Genomic DNA, 17,819 nt, shown 5'->3' with positions numbered 1-17,819 from the left:
GGCCATGATCATCGGCGCGTCGGCCCGGGCGGTGCTGCCAGCCTCACACGGGCACCGGTGGCGTCACCATCGGTGCCCGCACCCACATCCGGATGGGGACGACACCCATCCCCGGCGAGGCGGTGCCGGTCACACCTGCCGGTGGTCGATGCCCAGCAGGCTCGCGGCCGCCCGGAAGTCGGCCGTGCGGTGGCCGACCGCGAGGGACCAGTGATGGCCGACGCCCGTGGCGCTCCAGGCGTCGACCCATTCGCCGGGGTCCCGGCCGAAGTCGACGCGGCTGGTGGTGTTGCCGATCTCCAGCAGCGGTCCCGGTACGACGGTGCCCTCGGAGGTGACGAAGGACAGACTGCCATCGGCGTCCTGGCCGAGGCCGAGCAGGGTGACGGGCCCGTGCCGGACGTCGAACTCGACGCTCACGCCCCAACCGCGTTTGCCGTGGTACACGCCGAGCCCGCGCAGCAGCGGGTCGCGGGCGCCGACCGCGAGGTGGGCGGGGCCGTCGTGGCCCATCTCCACCACGCCGTCCTCGAAGTTCAGGGCCTGGATCTCGGTGAAGGAGCCTCCGGCGCCGACACTCTGGGATGCCAGCTGGGCCACGGACGTGCGCAGTTCGTATTCGCCGGCCGCGGGCACACCCCGGGCGGTGAGCAGCGAGGCGCCGAGGATCATGCCGGCGCCGAGCCGCTCGTGCAGCTCACCGTCGAGTCCGCGGTGGTAGTAGGCGAGACTGTCGAGTTCGAAGTCGGCGACCAGGCGGTCCACGGCGACGGACACGGTCGCGCCCCAGGCGAAGTCCTCCTCCGCCACGCTCTCGTCGAGGGTGAAGATCTGCCGGGCGAGAGCCATCCGATCGCGGGTCTCCGTCTCGGTCACCCGTTCCACGCGGTGCCGGAGATCGTCGAACTCCAGTACCTCCACGTGCGAGCCGAACGTCGTGGCGAGCAGCGTCGGATCGGTCTGCACGTCGAGCATGCCGGGGTACACGTGCCCCATGAGACCGTGCCGGGCGTGCCGGAGCGCGGCACGGATGTGCGCGGCCCGGATCCACTGTTCGATGCGCCGCCAGGCGGACTCCTGGCGCAGCCAGCCCGACACCGAGCGGAAGGGGATGCCGGCGCGCCGGAAGACGTTGCCGACCTCGGGGACGGAGCACTGTGCGCAGTAGGCCAGCCAGTCCCCCGTGCCGAAGGCCGCGTGGTCCATCCTCTCGGACGGCTGGAGGTCGATGACCAGCACGGGTGTGTGCGAGCGCCGGGCGATCGGCAGCACCATCGACGAGGTGAGGTAGGTCGTCAGGAACAGCACGATCAGGTCGCAGTCGGCCCTGCGCAACTCCTCGGCGGCGCGGGCGCCTTCCTGGGCGTCGGAGACGAACCCGGCGTCGGTCACCTCCGCGTCCATCTCCCGGAAGCGCTCGGCGACATAGGCGGCCGACTCCTTCAGCTGCGGCAAAAGGCCGGGGAACTGCGGCCAGTAGGTGCCGAGTCCGCCGGCGACCAGCCCGATGCGGGTGCGGCGCCGGGTGACCGGCGGGAGCAGGTCGTGCAGGGCGGCGGTCCGTACGGCCGTGCGGTCCGCGGTCGTTGCCATGGTCGGTGCTCCTTTTCGGGGTGCTGCGGCTCAGGTGCTGGGCACGCGCAGGTCGGCCCGGTCCGGCACGGTGCTCGCGGAACGCGGGACCAGGACGCGGATGATGAACACGCCCGCGAACGCCGCCGCCGTCATGCAGGCGGTGATCGTCCAGAGCAGGACGGAGGGGCTGTGGTCGGCCAGGGCCGGGGTGAAGAACGCGGCGACCGCGAAGACGCCCCGTGCCAGGGCGTAGGTCAGGCCCTGGGTGGTGCCGCGGGTGTCCGCGGGCAGCGTGAGCTGCGACCACACCTTGTAGTTGGTCTCTCCGGCGAAGGGGTGGGAGAGCTGGTAGAGCACGAAGAAGACGAGCATGCCGACGAGTGCGCCCGCAGTCAGGGACGCGATGACGAAGGCGAGGATCTGCACCACCGCGGCCACATGGAACAGCCGGTCGCGCCAGGGGCTGTCGGCGACGCGTACGAAGGCGAACGTGAGCAGCACGCCGACCGGGATGAAGGCCAGGTTGATCCCGGTGGCCAGGCTCTGCGAGGCATCGCTGACGGTGACGAGCAGATAGGTGCCGAACTGGCCGAAGGTGTTGGCCCCGAGCCCCCACGCGACGTAGAAGACGAAGGTCGCGGCCATCGGCAGCATCGCGGCGCGGCTCCACACGCCTTTCAGGGAGATGCTCTCGGGGACGGTCCCGGTGTCCGTGTCCGAGGGCCCGTCGGACAGCTTCAGCCGGGACCTCAGGGCCCAGGTGACGAGTGCGGCGACGGCCAGTTGCCCGGTGACGATCCGGGCCCCGGTCATGCCCGTGGTGGACAGGGCGAAACCGAGGAAGATGGCGACGGCGATGCCCAGCATCCACATGACCTGGGTGAAAGCCACCAGTCTTCCCCGGGCCCAGGAGGGCGCCGCGTCCGAGACGACGGCCAGGGAGGTCGGCAGGTCGGCCCCGGCCGCGAGCCCCGCGACGAGCACACCGGCCAGCAGGGTGATGTCGTCCGGCGCGAGGGTGATGACGAGGGCGCCGATCGCGAAGCAGAAGATGTCCCAGTTGTAGACGCGGCGGCGGCCGAAGAGGTCGGCGAGGCGTCCGCCGACGAGGGACCCGACGGCGATGCAGCCGGTGACGATCGCGCTGATCGCCCCGGCCATCCACACACCCATGTCGTAACTGTCGCGGTAGATGGCCAGGTTGACGGAGATGCTCACGATCAGCCCGGCGTCGAGGTAGGAGGCCATGCCCGACAGGGCGGCGGCTTTCCAGAGCGGTCTGGGGATGGGGCGGGTACCGGCCATGATGCGACTCCGTCGTCTGGTGACATCGCGGTTCCGGGGGCCTGGTCGCAGCGAATATAGGGCGAGAAAAACGTTGCAACAAGGTGTCGCGCACGTATGGCTGACATGACGTCGCATTGTGGGATCCCGTACCGGCGCTATGGCGTGGCCGCTCCAGCTCACCTACGGTGACAGGGGTCTGAAAACGTTTCAGGGGAAGGACCGCCTCCGTGATCTCCCCCGAGCTCCGGCGACTGTTCGACGCCCCGCCCCGCGACTTCGGCCCCACTCCCCTGTGGTGGTGGTCGGGTGCGAAGGTCACCCGCGAGCGGCTCGCCTGGCAGTTGCGGGCGTTCGCGGAGGGCGGCGTCCACAACCTCGTCGTCATCAATCTGGCTCCGGCCGGCCCGACGTTCGGGGCCCGGGCCGACGATCCGGTGTGGTTCGGTGAGGAGTGGTGGGCGCGCTTCACGGACGCCTGCGAGATCGCGGCGGAGCTGGGCACGCGCCTGTGGTTCTACGACCAGATCGGCTTTTCCGGGGCCAATGTGCAGGGCGGTGTGACGCGGCGTCACCCCAAGGCCGCCGGACTGGCGTTGCGCTGTCGTGAGGTGCGGGTCTCCGGGGGCACGGTCGCCCTGGCGGACACCGAGACGCCGCTGGCCGCGTACTCCCGGCGAGGCCGGCGGCTCGAACTCGCCGCCGGCGGGACCGTCGCGGCCCCGGACGGAAGCGCGGTGCGGCTCGTCACCGCCGTCCCCACGGCGTTCGACTACCTGGACCCGCACGCCGTGGGCCTGCTGATGGACGCCGTCCACCACGAGTACGACCGCCGCGTACCCGAGTACCTGGGCACCGTCATCCGGGGCAGCTTCCAGGACGAGCTGCCCGGCACCAACGCCTGGAGCCGCCGTTTCGCCGACGAGTTCCGCACCCGGCGCGGCTACGACCTGCTCGATCACCTGCCGGCCCTGTTCGGCACCGACGCCGGCGTGCCGGAGGGGAAGATCCGCGCCGACTACTACGCGGTCCGTGCGGAGCTGACCGAACAGGCCCTGTTCCGGCCGCTCGCCGCATGGCACCGCGAGCGCGGTCTGCTGCTGGGCAGCGACCAGAGCCACCCCGCCCGCGCGGGGTACCCGGCCCAGTCCACGCAGCTCTACACCGACTACTTCCGCACCCACCGCTGGTACAGCGCCGCGGGCAGTGACCACCACGGCGACGCCAAAGTGCACTCCTCCATGGCCCACCTCCACGGCCACGAGCGGGTATGGATCGAGGCGTTCCACTCCTCCGGCTGGGGCGGCACGCTGGAGGACACCTACGGCTGGCTGCTGCCGTTCCTGCGCAGCGGCGCCAACCTCTACAACCCGCACGCCAGTTACTTCGGTACCGCGGCCGGCTGGTTCGAGTGGGCGCCGCCGTCCACCGACTGGCGCCAGCCCTACTGGCGGCAGTACCCGGCGTTCTCCCGGGCCGTGGCCCGGATCTGCTCGATCATGTCGTGGGGCGGCTACGCGGCCGACGTGGCGGTGCTGCACCCCACCGCCACCATGCAGGCCCTCGTGCCGCTGGACGCGCCGGTCCGGCACTTCGGCGACGGCCGGCTGGGCGAGGGCCACGCCCTGGCCGACGAGACGCAGCGGCACTACCTGGACCTGTGCGGCACGAACAACTGGCTCCGGCCGCATGCCGGTGCCCTGGACCGGCACGGCATCTCCTTCGACGTCGTCGACGACGCGTCGGTGCAGCGCGCCGAAGCCGCAGACGGTGCCCTGCGGATCAGGGACCTGGTGTTCAGGGCGGTGCTGCTGCCCTCGGCGAGCGTGCTGGAGGAGGAGACCGCCCGGCGGCTGGCCCAACTGCTCGACACGGGAGGGCGGGTGGTGGTCGTGGGCCGTGCGCCCGCGACGGCGGCGGGCCGGTCCGGTGACGACTCGGTCGTGGCGGCGCTGCTCGCTCATCCCCGGCTTGAGCGGGTGCGCGACCCCGAGGCCGCCGCCGCGGCGGTGGCCGACGCGGCCGGACACGCCACCGGCGAGGTGCCGTTGCTCGTCCGGCGCAGCGGGAACGACGCGGTGGCTCTGGTCACGGCTTCCTTCCCGGAGATCGGCGCGCATCCCCTGCGACCGCCCGGCTCCGTGCCCGAGCCCATGCCCACCTCGTCCATCACCGTCCGGGCCCGCGTCGCGGAGGCCGAGGTCTGGAACCCGGCGACCGGCTCGCGCGGCCCCGCCCGCGTCACGGTCCTGGAGGACGGCACCCTGTCGGCCATCGAGGTGCCTCTGGACGGTGCCCCGGCGGCGTTGGTCGTCTGGCGCGAGGGCCGTTCGGCACCGGCACCCTCCGCGCGGGGCTCGGAGACGCGGGTGCTCGACGTCTCGTCCGGCTGGCACGGCCGGCTGGTCCCGACGATGGACAACGCGTGGGGCGATCTCGCACTGCCCCCGGGTACGTCCGTGGCGGAGCCGCAGATCTGGACCATGGACTGGACCGAGGGGGCGGCGTGGGAGCAGACCCGGGTCACCTACGGCAACCGGGTCCGCGTCCTGCCCCCGGTGCCCCTCGACCGGGTTCCCGAGCCGCTGGACACGGCGTGCGCGGAGCGGGTCCTCGCCGGTGAACTGCCCCTGGTGCCGCCGGACTCGGCCTGGGGCGCCGGGGTGTACTCGGCGAGCCGGGGGATCCTCGACCAGGGCGGCCTGCTGGGTACCAAGGGGCTGGTGAACGAGGAGTTCGTGCATGTCCCGGTACCTGGCGGCGGCACGGCCGCGCGGGTGCGGGCGATCGTCGAGACCGCTCAGCGGGGGGCTGCCGAGCTGCACGTCGGCGCGGAGGCGGTCAAGCGGATGTGGTGGAACGGGGAGCCGCTGGACCCCTGCGACGGCGGCTATCTCGCCTCCGCGCCGGTCAACGTGGAACGGGCCCGGAACGTGCTCGAGTACGAACTGTCGGACGCCCAGGACCGGCCTTCGACGATCTCGGCCGCCGCGGGCACCCCGCTCGGCAGCTTCTTCTGCCTGTCCGAACCGGGCGGGCTCGGGCCTCGGCCGCGGTTCATGCGCCCACCGGACCGGGTCCGGCCCGACGGCCGGGTCGTCTACCGCGCGCGGTTCCCGGTCCCGGCCGGGGGCACGCGGACGGTGCTCGTCGTGGGTGCCGCCTCGGCGGTGACGGTGCTGCTCGACGGGCACGTGGTGGCGCGGCAGGAGAAGGTGGAGTACTACGAGGCGGACTGGGGCGCCGTGCCGATGTTCTTCCGTCACGAGCCGGAACTCGGGGCGGGCGAGCACACGCTGGAGATCGTGGCCGACAGCGCCGACGCCCGGGACGCCGTGTACGTCGACCTGGTGGCGCGGTCGGTCGCGGGGGTGACGGCCCTGGTCGGTGGCGCCGGCTGGGAGGCCGAGACGGGCGGGTGGCGGGGCCGGACGGTCGAAGACGTCCGCAGGCGGGGCGAGTTGCAGCACTGCCACGCCGCCGTGCGACCGCACCCGCTCCCGGAGACCGCGTGGCTCGCCGGCCCGCCGGTGGCCGGCGGTGCCGTATGGCCGTCGCGGTCCACCGATGACGTCCGGGCGGCACCGCAGCGTTTCCGGTTCACGGTTCCGCCGGGAACGGTGTCGCTGGAGCTGCCGTTGGCGCTGGGCGCGCGGGTGCGGGTCGGGGACGGGAGGGAAACGGCCGTGACCGGCGGGTCGCTGACGCTCCGTGGGCCGTTGACGGAACCGGCCCGGGTCGAGGTGGTCACCGAGCCCACCGCCGTGCTGCGGGGCGGCTCGGCCTGGCGCGGGCCGGTCAGGGTACGGACCGTGCCGGCGCCGCTGGCGCTGGGTGACTGGCGCGAGGTGGGGCTGGGCGGATGGAGCGGGGGCGTGACGTACGCGCGGTCGGTGGAGGTGCCGCAGGGGCCCGATCCCGTGCTGGATCTGGGGCGGGTGCGGGGCAGCGTGGAGTTGTCGGTCGACGGGGAGTTCGCCGGTGAGGCGTTCTGTCCGCCGTACCGATTCCCGCTGCGCGGTACGGCGGGGCGTACCGTCCGGCTGGAGGTGACGGTACGGGGCACGCTGGCGCCGTATCTCGCGGAGGCCACGCCGACCGCCTGGGCGTTCGCGTCGCAGCTGTCGTCGGGGTTGTGGGGGCCGGTGACGCTGCGGATCACGACCGACGGTTAGGAGTCGGCGGGCGGTCGGGTGGAGTCGCGCAGGACGAGGCCCGGGGCGAAGACGCGGGCCTCGTGGAGGTGGTCCGCGCTGGCCTCGATCTCGTCGAGCAGTATCTCCACGGCCGCCCGGCCGAGTTCCTCGACCGGCTGGCGGACCGTCGTCAGGCTCGTCGCCCCGAAGGTCGCGACGTCGAGGTCGCCGTAGCCGACGACCTGCACGTCCTCGGGGACGCGCACGCCCCGTTCGGTCAGGCCCCGGCACAGGCCGGCGGCGAGGAAGTCGTTGGTGCAGAACACCCCGTCGGGCAGGTCCTTCAGGCCGCGGGCGATCTCCGTGCCGTACGCGACGGTCATCCGCTCGGCGACGACCTGGCCGAGCCGGGCCCCGCGACGGCTGCGCACGGCCTGCCGGGCGCCCTGGTAGCGGTCGGAGCACTGGCGTATGCCGCGCTCGCCGTTGACGACGAGGAGGTCGCGTGCTCCGCTGTCGAGGAGGTGCTGCACGGCGATGCGGCCGCCGGCGATGTCGTCGACGGAGGCCGAGCAGCCCTCCCGGTCGGGCATCGCGCGGTCGGCCAGGACGAGCGGGATGCCCCGCTCGCGCAGCCGGGCCAGCCGGCCGGGGTCGGCGCTGAGCGGCACGACCACGACTCCGACGGCCCGCTGCTCGACGAGCATGCCGAAGTAGCCCTGCTCCCGTTCGGGGGCGTCGCCGCTGTGGCACAGGACGAGGGAGTAGCCGTGGTCGTAGGCCGCGTCCGCGGCGCCTCGAGCGATGCGTGCGTAGAAGGAGTTGGTGACGTCGGGCAGGACGAGCCCGATCGCGGAGGAGTGGCCCGTGCGCAGGCCCGCGGCTCCCGGATGGGGGACGTAGTCGAGCGCGGCGACGGCGACGCGGACACGCTCGGCGGTCCGGGCGGTGACACGCTCGGGCCGGTTGAGGACGTTCGACACGGTCGACACCGAGACACCGGCGGCCGCGGCGACGTCCTGGATGCGGGCGGGGCGTGCCGGAACGGCGTCCACCCCCTCGCTGTTGCGGCCGCGCGACCAGGCACGACGATGGCCTTCATGGGCGCCGGAAGTATACCGTGACCGCGTGTGGAACGTTTTTTCCCGCGGAGTGTCGGTGGACAAGCGGGAACAGGGCGTTGTCGGGCCGCTCCTGCGTCACGACTGCACCGTGCCGGCCGCCGCACCGCTGGGCGCCGCCGCCGAGCCGCTCCCGAAGCGGACCCCCTTGGCCTCCTTGCCGAGCGCGCTCAGCAGGATCACCACGGCCAGGGTGGGCACGATGGTCCACGCCATCGCCGAGGGGTACCCGTGGCGCTCGGCGAGGGCCTCCTGGATCGGCAGGTTGAGTGCGGCGATGAGGTTGCCGAGCTGGTAGGTGACGCCCGGGTAGAAGCCCCGGACGGCGTCCGGGCTCATCTCGGTCAGATGCGCCGGGATGACGCCCCACGCGCCCTGCACGCACACCTGCATCAGGAAGGACGACAGCATCAGCCAGCCGACGGTGGTGGACAGCACGAAGAACGGCACCACGACCAGTCCCCCGGCTGCCGCGATCATGATGGTCCGGCGGCGGCCCAGCCGCTCGGAGTACGCACCGAGCAGCACCCCGCCGATCATGGCACCGATGTTGTAGACCACCGCGATCGCGATCGACGTGTTCGCCGACAGGTCGAGGCCCTTCTTCACGAAGGTGGGGTAGATGTCCTGGGTGCCGTGCGACATCCAGTTGAAGGCGGTCATCAGCGCGACCAGGTAGACGAAGCGCCGCAGCACCGCCGGGTTCCTGAACACCTGGTGCGCGGGGGTGCGGTTGAGCGCGACGCTCTTCTCCCACACCTCGCTCTCCTCCACCCTGCTGCGCACCCACAGCGCGACCAGGGCGGGCAGCAGGCTGAACGCGAACAGGCCGCGCCAGCCGAAGACGGGCTCGATGACGAAGAAGGCCACGGCCGCCAGGAGATACCCCAGCGAGTAGCCGCTCTGCAGCAGGCCCGACCAGAATCCGCGCCGTTCGGTGGGGATCTTCTCCATGGCCAGGGCCGCGCCCAGACCCCACTCGCCGCCCATACCGATGCCATAGAGCAGGCGCAGCACCAGCAGCACGGTGTAGTTGGGCGCGAAGGCGCAGGCGAAGCCGACGATCGAGTAGAAGACGACGTCCACCATGAGGGGGACGCGGCGGCCCCGGCGGTCCGCCCACATGCCGAACAGCAGCGCGCCGACCGGCCGCATGACCAGGGTCGCGGTGGTGAGGAACGCCATGTCGGTGAGGGAGACATGGAAGTCGTCGGCTATCTCGCTGTAGACGAGCACGACCAGGAAGTAGTCGAACGCGTCCATGGCCCAGCCGAGATAGGCGGCCACGAAGGCGTTGCGCTGGTCCTTGGTCAGACCCGCTGCCTGGCCCTTCACGGTCTTCAGCACGGCGGCCTCCCGAAGTTCGCAGCCGAGGCTAGGCACGCGGCGACGGGAATCGGGCAAAGGACGACCCAGTTTTGGACCAAGAGCGCCGACGACCGGTCAACGGCGTTCGGGCGGCCGCCTTCCCGGCGCCGTGACACCACCGGACGCCGCCGCGTCGATCAGGCCGCGGAAGGTGGGGCATTCCAGGTGGCTGCGCGCGGGGCACGCGGCGGCATGCCGCAGGGAGTCACGCAGGGCACCCAGTTCGCGGATCCTCCGGTCCAGTTCCTCCGCCTTGGCCGACAGCACCTGCCGGTCGATCAAAGGCCGCCCGTCCGGCGCGAACATCCGCGCGATCTCGTCGAGCGAGAAACCAGCCGTCCGCCCCAGCGCGATCAGCGCCAGCCGCTCCAGCACCCCGCTGTCGTACTGGCGCCGCAGGCCGCGCCGGCCGGTCGAGGCGATCAGCCCCTTCTCCTCGTAGAACCGCAGCGTCGAGGCGGGAACTCCGGCGCGGTGCGCCACTTCTGCTATGTCCAGGTCTGTCATTGTCTTGACCTCAAGTCGACTTGAAGTAGAACGCTGTCATCCCGTCCCGGCGAGGGCAAGCGGGACGAGGCAGAGCAGAGGGAGAAGAAGCCGATGAATGACGCACACAGGTCCTACGACGAGCAGGCCGCCCGCTGGAACGGGCCCGCCGGCCACGCCTGGGTGGACCTCCAGGAGGTGCTGAACGGGATGTTCAGGCCCATCGAGGAGCTGCTCGTCGACGCCGTGGCCGCCGACCACGCGGCGAGCGTGCTGGACGTCGGCTGCGGCACCGGCGCCGTCACCCGGGCCGTCGCACGCCGGGCCGGTCACTGCGTCGGGGTCGACATCTCCGGGCCGATGATCGAGGCGGCCCGGGCGCACGCCGAGCGAGAGGGCGTGGCGGCGTCCTTCATCGAGGCCGACGCTCAGGAGTACACGTTCGAGCCGGCCGCCTTCGACGCGGTCGTCTCGCGCTTCGGCGTCATGTTCTTCAGCGACCCGGTGCGGGCCTTCGCCAATCTCCGCAGCACGGTGCGGGACGGGGCCGGACTGCGGTGCGTCGTGTGGCGGGGCGCCGAGGAGAACCCGTTCATGACGACGGCGGAACGCGCCGCGGCCCCGTTCCTGCCGGAGCTGCCCGTGCGCCGGCCGGACGAGCCGGGCCAGTTCGCGTTCGCGGACCCGGAGCGGGTCCACCGCGTACTGGCGGAGAGCGGCTGGGCCGGCATCGACTTCCAGCCGGTCGACGTGGTCTGCACCCTGCCCGAGAAGGACCTCGTCACCTACTTCAGCCGGCTCGGTCCGCTCGGCACGGTCCTGCCCGAGGCCGACGAGCGGACCCGGGCGGAGATCGTCGAGGTGGTCCGCCCCGCCTTCGACCCCTTCGTGGAGGGCGCGGACGTCCGCTACACAGCGGCCTGCTGGATGGTGTCGGCGCGGGCCGCCGGCGCGAAACTTTCGTGAGGTCCGGCCCTCTTTTCCGAACGCGGGCCACCGGCGCATAGTGAGATCACGATGACGCAGAAGAGAGCGCTGGTGGTCCGGGGCGGCTGGGAAGGTCATCAGCCGGTCGAGGCCACGGAACTGTTCCTGCCCTTCCTTCACGGCAACGGGTACGCCGTCCGGGTCGAGGAGTCGACCGGGATCTACGCGGACGACGCCGAGATGGCCGCCACCGACCTCGTCGTGCAGTGCGTGACGATGTCGGAGATCACGCGTGATGAGCTGGCGGGCCTGAGCTCCGCCGTGATGGCCGGCACGGGTTTCACCGGCTGGCACGGCGGTATCGCCGACTCGTTCCGCTCCTCCTCGGACTATCTGCACCTGGTCGGCGGCCAGTTCGCCACGCACCCCGGCAAGGAGCCGTGCGAGCGGCGGGGTGAGGCATCGGACAACTTCCTGCCCCACACCATCACCCTGACCGAGGCCGGCCGCGCGCACCCGATCACCGCCGGCATCGAGGACTTCACGCTGGACACCGAGCAGTACTGGGTGCTCCACGACGACCTCATCGACGTCCTGGCCACCACCACGCACCCCACCCGGCCGTGGCAGCCCTGGCACCGGCCGGTCACCTCCCCTGCGGTCTGGACCCGCCGATGGGGCGCCGGGCGGATCGTGGTGACGACGCCAGGGCACAGCGTCGACGTGCTGGAGAACCCCCACGTCCGCACCATCGTCGAGAGGGGCATGCTGTGGGCGACGCGCACCGCATCGGAGTCGTAGGGCTCGGCGTCATCTCGCGCGCGTACCTGGACACGCTCGCCGGCCATCCCGCTGTGCGGATCACCGCGGTCGCCGACCTCGACCCCTCCCGGTCGGCCGCGGCCGCCGCCGAACTGCCCGGCGCCCGGGCCCTGAGGGTCGAGGAGCTGCTGAGCAGCCCGGAGGTGGACACGGTGCTGAACCTGACCACCCCGGCGGCGCACGCCGGGATAGCGGTCGGTGCGATCCGGCACGGTAAACACGTCTACGGGGAGAAGCCGCTGGCAGCGGACCTGGAGGACGGCCGGGCCGTCCTGGAAGCCGCCGCGAAGGCGGGCACCGGTGTGGGCTGCGCCCCGGACACCGTGCTGGGCACGGGAGTTCAGACCGCGCGGGCGGCCGTCGAGGCGGGGACCATCGGACGCCCCCAGTTCGCCTCGGCCGTGATGGTGACCCCGGGCCACGAACGCTGGCACCCGAACCCGGACTTCTACTACACGGCGGGCGGCGGCCCGCTGCTGGACATGGGGCCGTACTACCTCTCGTCCCTGGTCCATCTGCTGGGACCGGTGCGTGCCGTGACCGGGGCGGGCGGGCGGCTGCGCGCCGAGCGCGTCATCGGATCCGGTCCGCGCGCCGGCGAGCGCATACCGGTCGAGGTGGACAGCCATGTCTCCGGAGTGCTGGAGCACGTGGACGGAACGCTGACGACGCTCACGACGAGCTTCGACGGCGTGGCCACCACGGCCGCGCCGATCGAGGTCCACGGCGAGAACGGCACCCTCTCGGTCCCCGACCCGAACCGCTTCGACGGCGAGGTCCGTCTCCACACGCTCGGCGACACCCGCTGGCGCCCCCTTCCGGCGTCGGCGGGCTACGCGGACGGTGCCCGCGGTGTCGGCCTGCTCGACTTCCTCACCGCCGACGGTGACCGGGCGCCCCGCGCGAACGGCGAACTCGCCCTGCACGTGCTGGAGACGATGACGGCTCTGCTGCGTTCGGCGGCCGAGGGACGCCGGATCGAGCTGACGACGTCGGCGGAGGTGCCCGCGGCCGTGCCCCTGACGACCGCGGCGCAGTGGCTCGGTCGGCAGGAGTGACGTCAGTCCACGGGCCATGTGTGCGCGGGCACGTTCATGTGCATGTAGTCCATGTACGTCCTGGTCATCTGCCGCAGCGCCTCACGGCGGTCTGAGATGCCGGCCTTCTCCAGGTGGTGCACCGTCTCCGCCTGCCACACGGCGCCGTTGCGGCCGGTGACGCAGCGCTGCTCGATGATGCCCAGCAGGGGCTCGCGCCACTCGGCGTCCATGCCGGTCAGCTCCAGGCCCCGGTGCGCCAGGGGCAGCAGGCGCCGCAACACCAGTTCCGTCACGGGCACCTCGCCCACGCCGGGCCAGTACAGACGGGCGTCGATGCCGTCGCGGGCCGCGGTGTGCAGGTTCTCCTCGGCGACCGAGAAGGACATCCGCGACCACACCGGCCGGTCCTCGTCGACCAGGGCGCGGGTCAGACCGTAGTAGAAGGCGCCGTTGGCGATGATGTCGGCCACGGTGGGGCCGGCGGGCAGGACCCGGTTCTCGATGCGCAGATGGGGGCCGCTCTCGGTGACGGCGTAGATGGGGCGGTTCCAGCGGTAGATCGTGCCGTTGTGCAGGGTCAGTTCGCTCAGCTGGGGAACGCCGCCGCTGTCCAGTTCCTTCTGCGGGTCCTCGTCCTCGCACAGCGGCAGCAGGGCCGGGAAGTAGCGCACGTTCTCCTCGAAGAGGTCGAAGACGCTGGTGATCCAGCGCTCCCCGAACCACACCCGGGGCCGTACGCCCTGGGCCTTGATCTCCTCGGGGCGGGTGTCGGTGGCCTGTTCGAACAGGGGGATGCGGGTCTCGCGCCACAGCTCCTTGCCGAACAGGAAGGGCGAGTTCGCCGCGAGGGCGATCTGCACGCCCGCGATGGCCTGGGCCGCGTTCCAGTAGTGCGGGAACTCCCTCGGGTCGACCTGGAGGTGGAACTGGGTGCTGGTGCAGGCCGCCTCGGGAGTAATGGTGTCGGCGTACGTCGACAGGCGCTCCACTCCGTCGACCTTGATCCGCAGGTCCTCGCCCCGGGCCGCGAAGATCTGCTCGTTGAGGAGGCGGTAGCGCGGGTCGCCGGAGAGCGCGGACTCGCTGACGTCCGACTCGCCGAGGGTGGGCAGGATGCCGACCATGATCAGGTGCGCGCCCACGGCGGCGGCACGGTCCTCGGCGTGGTTGAGGGCGTCCCGGATCGCCTGCTCCCAGGAGCCCGGGCCGCCGGTCGTCAGCAGCCTGGGCGGGATGTTGATCTCCAGGTTGAAGCGGCCCAGCTCGCTCGACCATGCGGGATCGGCGATCGCCTGGAGCACGTCGGTGTTGCGCATCGCGGGCAGCCCGGAGTCGTCCACGAGGTTGAGCTCGATCTCCAGCCCGACCTGAGGGCGCTCGCTCTCGAAGCCCGACTCGCTGAGCATCCGGGCGAGCACCTCGAGGTCGGTGTGCATCTTCTCGCGGTACCGACGGCGGTCCTCCCGGGTGAACACCAGGGCCGGCACGTCACGTCCCATGTGCCCTCCTGCGCTCCTTCGGCGGATACGTCCGCTCCGCGGCGTGCGGGTCTCGTCCCAGAGTCGCACCTTGTCCTCGACCCCGCACCCACCTAGCCTGATTTTGTGCCGCAAATAAACAAATTCCGACCGCACAAGGACGTGTCGGCCGACAGCAGCTCCCTGACCCGGCTCCGGATCGCCCTCACCGTCTTCTTCGCCCTCGACGGCTTCGTCTTCGCCGGCTGGGTGGTGCGCATCCCCGCCATCAAGGCGCAGACCGGCGCATCCGCCGGCACCCTCGGCCTCGCCCTCCTGGGCCTCTCCGCCGGCGCGGTCATCACCATGACGCTCACGGGCCGCCTGTGCCGCCGCTACGGCAACCACCGGGTCACCGTCGTCTGCGCCGTCCTGCTCTCCCTCAGCGTCGCGCTACCCCCGCTGACCCACTCCGCCCTCGCGCTGGGCCTCGTCCTGCTGCTGTTCGGGGCCGCGTACGGCGGGATCAACGTGGCCTTCAACAGCGCGGCCGTCGAACTCGTGGCCGCGCTGCGGCGGCCGGTCATGCCGAGCTTCCACGCGGCGTTCAGCCTCGGCGGCATGGTGGGAGCGGGGCTGGGCGCGCTGGTCGCGGGGGTCCTCTCCCCCACGCGCCACCTGCTGCTGCTCACGGTCGTCGGGCTGCTCGTGACCGCAGCGGCGGGCCCCACCCTCCTGCGGCACGAGCCGCCGGTGCCCCCGGAACGGGAGCGGCCCGCCGAGGGATCCCCGCGCCGCCCGGACCGCCGTACCCGGGGACTGGTCCTCGTCTTCGGCCTCATCGCGGGGTGCACCGCGTACGGCGAGGGGGCGCTGGCCGACTGGGGCGCCCTGCACCTCGAACAGGACCTGCACGCCTCGGCAGGCGCCGCGGCCGTGGGCTACTCGTGCTTCGCGCTCGCGATGACGGTGGGGCGGCTGACGGGCACGACCCTCCTGGAACGTCTGGGGCGGACCCGGACCGTCGTCGTGGGCGGCACCACCGCGGCGGTCGGCATGCTGCCCGGCTCCCTCGCCCCCTCCCTCTGGGCCGCTCTCGCCGGCTACGCGATCACGGGCATCGGCCTCGCGAACCTCTTCCCGGTGGCCGTGGAGCGCGCGGGCGCCCTGGCGGGCCCCGGCGGCGTCGCCACGGCCTCCACGCTGGGGTACGGGGGCATGCTCCTCGGCCCGCCCGCGATCGGTTTCATGGCGGACTGGTTCACCCTGCCGGCCGCGCTGACCAGCGTGGCGGTACTGGCCGGGGTGGCGGCGGTCGTCGGGGCCCTGGTGGGGGCGGCCGCCCGGCGGACGGCAGGGGACTGAAACGCGTGGAGCCACCAGGGGGGATGCCGGTGATCCTGGGTACCCGTGTCCACGCCCGTGGTGATCACCGGGCCGTACCCCGTGCACGAGGAGGCAGACCCGTGACCGAACAGCAGCACCCCGGAAAGCAGCACCCGACGCCGGAGTTTCCCTCCCAGGACCAGCCGCACCCCGGCTGGACGGGGCCGATGGACCCGCCCCCGGACCATGGTGAGGAGTCCTACCGGGGCAGCGGCAGGCTGGAGGGCCGCAAGGCCGTGATCACCGGCGGGGACTCCGGGATCGGCCGTGCGGTCGCCCTGGCGTTCGCCCGCGAGGGTGCCGACGTGCTGTTCACCCATCTGGATGACGAGAAGGACGACGCCGCCGAGACGGCCCGGCTCGTCGAGGAGGCCGGCCGGCGCGCCGTGCCCGTCGCGTGCGACGTACGGGAGGAGGGGAACTGCCGGGCGCTGATCGACCGCGCCGTGGACGAGTTCGGCCGGATCGACGTGCTCGTGAACAACGCCGCGTACCAGATGTCCCAGCCGGACGGCATCGAGGCGATCACCACCGAGCAGTTCGACCGGGTGCTGCGCACCAACCTGTACGGCATGTTCTGGCTGTGCAAGCTGGCCCTGCCGCACATCCCGGAGGGCGGCAGCATCATCAACTCCACGTCCGTGCAGGCGTACAAGCCCAGTCCGCATCTGCTGGACTACGCGACGACGAAGGGCGCGATCGTCACCTTCACGCAGGGGCTGGCGCAGATGCTGATCGAGAAGGGCATCCGCGTCAACGCGGTGGCGCCCGGCCCGGTGTGGACGCCGCTGATCCCGGCGACCCTGCCGGACACACAGACGTTCGGCAAGCAGGCCCCCATCGGCCGGCCCGCACAGCCTGCCGAAATGGCTCCGGCGTACGTCTTCCTCGCCTCGCAGGAGGCGTCGTACATCACCGCCGAGATCGTCAACGCGACGGGCGGGACGCCGCTGCCGTAGGCACCGCGGCCGGCCTCCGGAAACTCCCGGGCCTGGAGAGCGCTTCATGCGGCAGACTCGGCGCCATGGAGACCGCCGAGTTCCTTCAAGCACTGGAGACGGAAGGCCGGCTGCTGGCCGCGGCCGCCGAGGAGGCGGGGACCGACGCGAAGGTGCCGACCTGCCCCGAGTGGCAGGTGCGCGACCTGTTGCGGCACACGGGCGCGGTGCACCGCTGGGCCGCCGCCGTCGTCGCCGAGCGGCTCACCGAACCGCGCCCGCCGGCCGAACCCACCGATCTCGACGGCGGGGAGCTCGTGGCCTGGTACCGCGCCGGCCACCGGGACCTCGTCGACACGCTGGCCGGCGCCTCGCCGGATGTGGAGTGCTTCGCCTTCCTGCCCGCGCCGTCCCCGCTGGCGTTCTGGGCGAGGCGGCAGGCGCACGAGACGGCGGTGCACCGGGTCGACGCGGAGTCCGCGCGCGGCGGCGCCCCTGCCCCCGTGGCCCCGGAGTTCGCGACCGACGGCATCGACGAACTGCTGCTCGGCTTCCACGGCCGCTCCAGGAGCCGGGTACGCACCCCGCGACCGCGCGTCCTGCGGATCCGCGCGGAGGACACCGGCGCGGTGTGGACGGTACGGCTGTCGCCGGAGCCGCCCATGACCACACGGGACGCGTCCGGGGAGGCCGAGTGCGAACTGTCCGCCGGGGCCGAGCAGTTGTACCTGGCGCTGTGGAACCGGGCTCCTCTGCCGACCGCGGCGGGTGACCAGGCGCTCGCGAGCCTGTGGCGGGAGACGTCGGCGATCTGAGCAGACCGCCGACGGGCGATCAGTCGTCGGCGAGCGTCCTCGCCAGGACCGCGCGCTGCACGGGAAGCACCTCGCCGTGCAGCGCGCGCCCCTTGGCGGTGAGACACACCTTCACGCCGCGCCGGTCCTCGGAGCACATGCCGCGCTCGACGAGTCCCTCCTTCTCCAGCCGGGCGATCAGCCGCGACAGCGCGCTCTGGCTCAGGTGAACCCGCTCGGAGATCTCCTGCACGCGGTAGGACGGCGTGCCCTTCGGCGTCCGGCACCCGGCGAGGACGTCGAGCACCTCGAAGTCGCTGGCGCACAGGCCGTGGCCGTGCAGCGCCCGGTCGAGTTCGCACTGTGTCCGCGCGTGCAGCGCCAGGATGTCCCGCCACTGTTCCACGAGGGCCTGCTCGGCCTGCTGAGCCGTCATGCGCCGCACCGTAACAGAGCACGGAGATTGTTGCACCTGAATTAAATGC

General features: G+C 72.2%; 14 protein-coding genes. 7 read left to right on the top strand and 7 right to left on the bottom strand.

Going from position 1 to position 17,819, the window contains the following annotated elements; all coding sequences use genetic code 11:
* Window positions 1-129: 129 nt before the first annotated feature.
* Both ABTX60_RS26590 and ABTX60_RS26585 read right to left on the bottom strand, forming a co-directional pair.
* A complete protein-coding gene (locus tag ABTX60_RS26590) occupies window positions 130-1,593 on the bottom strand; it encodes an L-fucose/L-arabinose isomerase family protein (RefSeq protein ID WP_352099525.1) in 1,464 nt (487 codons plus the stop codon).
* Between the two features lie 30 nt (window positions 1,594-1,623).
* Window positions 1,624-2,880, bottom strand: coding sequence for an MFS transporter (locus ABTX60_RS26585; RefSeq protein ID WP_352099524.1), 1,257 nt, complete (start codon window positions 2,878-2,880; stop codon window positions 1,624-1,626).
* 209 nt (window positions 2,881-3,089) lie between these two features.
* Between ABTX60_RS26585 and ABTX60_RS26580 the strand changes: the two genes are divergently transcribed.
* Window positions 3,090-7,034, top strand: coding sequence for a glycosyl hydrolase (locus ABTX60_RS26580; RefSeq protein WP_352099523.1), 3,945 nt, complete (start codon window positions 3,090-3,092; stop codon window positions 7,032-7,034).
* Here the strand turns inward: ABTX60_RS26580 and ABTX60_RS26575 are convergent.
* The 3 genes from ABTX60_RS26575 to ABTX60_RS26565 form a co-directional block, all read right to left on the bottom strand.
* Window positions 7,031-8,050 carry a LacI family DNA-binding transcriptional regulator gene (locus ABTX60_RS26575; RefSeq protein ID WP_352099522.1) on the bottom strand — a complete coding sequence of 340 codons (1,020 nt, stop codon included), beginning with the start codon at window positions 8,048-8,050 and terminating at the stop codon, window positions 7,031-7,033. The genes ABTX60_RS26580 and ABTX60_RS26575 overlap by 4 nt on opposite strands.
* Before the next feature lie 144 nt (window positions 8,051-8,194).
* Window positions 8,195-9,463 carry an MFS transporter gene (locus tag ABTX60_RS26570; RefSeq protein WP_352099521.1) on the bottom strand — a complete coding sequence of 423 codons (1,269 nt, stop codon included), beginning with the start codon at window positions 9,461-9,463 and terminating at the stop codon, window positions 8,195-8,197.
* A 96-nt stretch (window positions 9,464-9,559) separates the two neighbouring features.
* On the bottom strand, window positions 9,560-9,991 hold the full coding sequence (locus tag ABTX60_RS26565; protein ID WP_352099520.1) for a helix-turn-helix domain-containing protein: 432 nt from the start codon (window positions 9,989-9,991) through the stop codon (window positions 9,560-9,562).
* Window positions 9,992-10,084: 93 nt separating this feature from the next.
* Here ABTX60_RS26565 and ABTX60_RS26560 point away from each other — a divergent pair, with 93 nt between their 5' ends.
* Genes ABTX60_RS26560 through ABTX60_RS26550 form a run of 3 tightly spaced genes read left to right on the top strand, consistent with a single transcriptional unit; the run spans window position 10,085 to window position 12,777 of the window.
* Window positions 10,085-10,936, top strand: coding sequence for a methyltransferase domain-containing protein (locus ABTX60_RS26560; RefSeq protein WP_352099519.1), 852 nt, complete (start codon window positions 10,085-10,087; stop codon window positions 10,934-10,936).
* 51 nt (window positions 10,937-10,987) lie between these two features.
* Entirely contained in the window at window positions 10,988-11,698 is a 711-nt protein-coding gene (locus tag ABTX60_RS26555; protein WP_352099518.1) for a ThuA domain-containing protein, read from the top strand.
* Entirely contained in the window at window positions 11,668-12,777 is a 1,110-nt protein-coding gene (locus tag ABTX60_RS26550; protein ID WP_352099517.1) for a Gfo/Idh/MocA family protein, read from the top strand. Before ABTX60_RS26555 ends, ABTX60_RS26550 begins: the two co-directional genes overlap by 31 nt.
* 2 nt (window positions 12,778-12,779) lie before the next feature.
* Here the strand turns inward: ABTX60_RS26550 and ABTX60_RS26545 are convergent, their stop codons facing one another.
* Window positions 12,780-14,258 carry a glutamate-cysteine ligase family protein gene (locus ABTX60_RS26545; RefSeq protein WP_352099516.1) on the bottom strand — a complete coding sequence of 493 codons (1,479 nt, stop codon included), beginning with the start codon at window positions 14,256-14,258 and terminating at the stop codon, window positions 12,780-12,782.
* Window positions 14,259-14,363: 105 nt separating this feature from the next.
* Between ABTX60_RS26545 and ABTX60_RS26540 the strand changes: the two genes are divergently transcribed.
* From ABTX60_RS26540 to ABTX60_RS26530, 3 genes are all read left to right on the top strand, one after another.
* Window positions 14,364-15,581 carry an MFS transporter gene (locus ABTX60_RS26540; RefSeq protein WP_502992400.1) on the top strand — a complete coding sequence of 406 codons (1,218 nt, stop codon included), beginning with the start codon at window positions 14,364-14,366 and terminating at the stop codon, window positions 15,579-15,581.
* A 101-nt stretch (window positions 15,582-15,682) separates the two neighbouring features.
* On the top strand, window positions 15,683-16,561 hold the full coding sequence (locus tag ABTX60_RS26535; protein ID WP_352099515.1) for an SDR family oxidoreductase: 879 nt from the start codon (window positions 15,683-15,685) through the stop codon (window positions 16,559-16,561).
* Window positions 16,562-16,626: 65 nt separating this feature from the next.
* Window positions 16,627-17,355 (top strand): maleylpyruvate isomerase family mycothiol-dependent enzyme, encoded by a 729-nt coding sequence (locus tag ABTX60_RS26530; RefSeq protein WP_352099514.1) that lies wholly within the window; start codon window positions 16,627-16,629, stop codon window positions 17,353-17,355.
* A 19-nt stretch (window positions 17,356-17,374) separates the two neighbouring features.
* Here the strand turns inward: ABTX60_RS26530 and ABTX60_RS26525 are convergent, their stop codons facing one another.
* Window positions 17,375-17,770 carry a MarR family winged helix-turn-helix transcriptional regulator gene (locus tag ABTX60_RS26525; RefSeq protein ID WP_352099513.1) on the bottom strand — a complete coding sequence of 132 codons (396 nt, stop codon included), beginning with the start codon at window positions 17,768-17,770 and terminating at the stop codon, window positions 17,375-17,377.
* Window positions 17,771-17,819 lie beyond the last annotated feature (49 nt).

The organism is Streptomyces sp. NPDC126510 (assembly GCF_040302345.1).
Taxonomy (GTDB): Bacteria; Actinomycetota; Actinomycetes; order Streptomycetales; family Streptomycetaceae; genus Streptomyces.
The sequence above is the reverse complement of the archived record's forward strand: the minus strand, read 5'-3'. Positions and strand labels throughout refer to the sequence as shown.

Bases quoted from the DNA above. Each gene is read 5' to 3' on its own strand.
- ABTX60_RS26590 (WP_352099525.1), bottom strand. From the start codon at position 1,593: ATGGCAACGACCGCGGACCGCACGGCCGTACGGACCGCCGCCCTGCAC.
- ABTX60_RS26585 (WP_352099524.1), bottom strand. From the start codon at position 2,880: ATGGCCGGTACCCGCCCCATCCCCAGACCGCTCTGGAAAGCCGCCGCC.
- ABTX60_RS26565 (WP_352099520.1), bottom strand. From the start codon at position 9,991: ATGACAGACCTGGACATAGCAGAAGTGGCGCACCGCGCCGGAGTTCCC.
- ABTX60_RS26560 (WP_352099519.1), top strand. From the start codon at position 10,085: ATGAATGACGCACACAGGTCCTACGACGAGCAGGCCGCCCGCTGGAAC.
- ABTX60_RS26555 (WP_352099518.1), top strand. From the start codon at position 10,988: ATGACGCAGAAGAGAGCGCTGGTGGTCCGGGGCGGCTGGGAAGGTCAT.
- ABTX60_RS26545 (WP_352099516.1), bottom strand. From the start codon at position 14,258: ATGGGACGTGACGTGCCGGCCCTGGTGTTCACCCGGGAGGACCGCCGT.
- ABTX60_RS26530 (WP_352099514.1), top strand. From the start codon at position 16,627: ATGGAGACCGCCGAGTTCCTTCAAGCACTGGAGACGGAAGGCCGGCTG.
- ABTX60_RS26525 (WP_352099513.1), bottom strand. From the start codon at position 17,770: ATGACGGCTCAGCAGGCCGAGCAGGCCCTCGTGGAACAGTGGCGGGAC.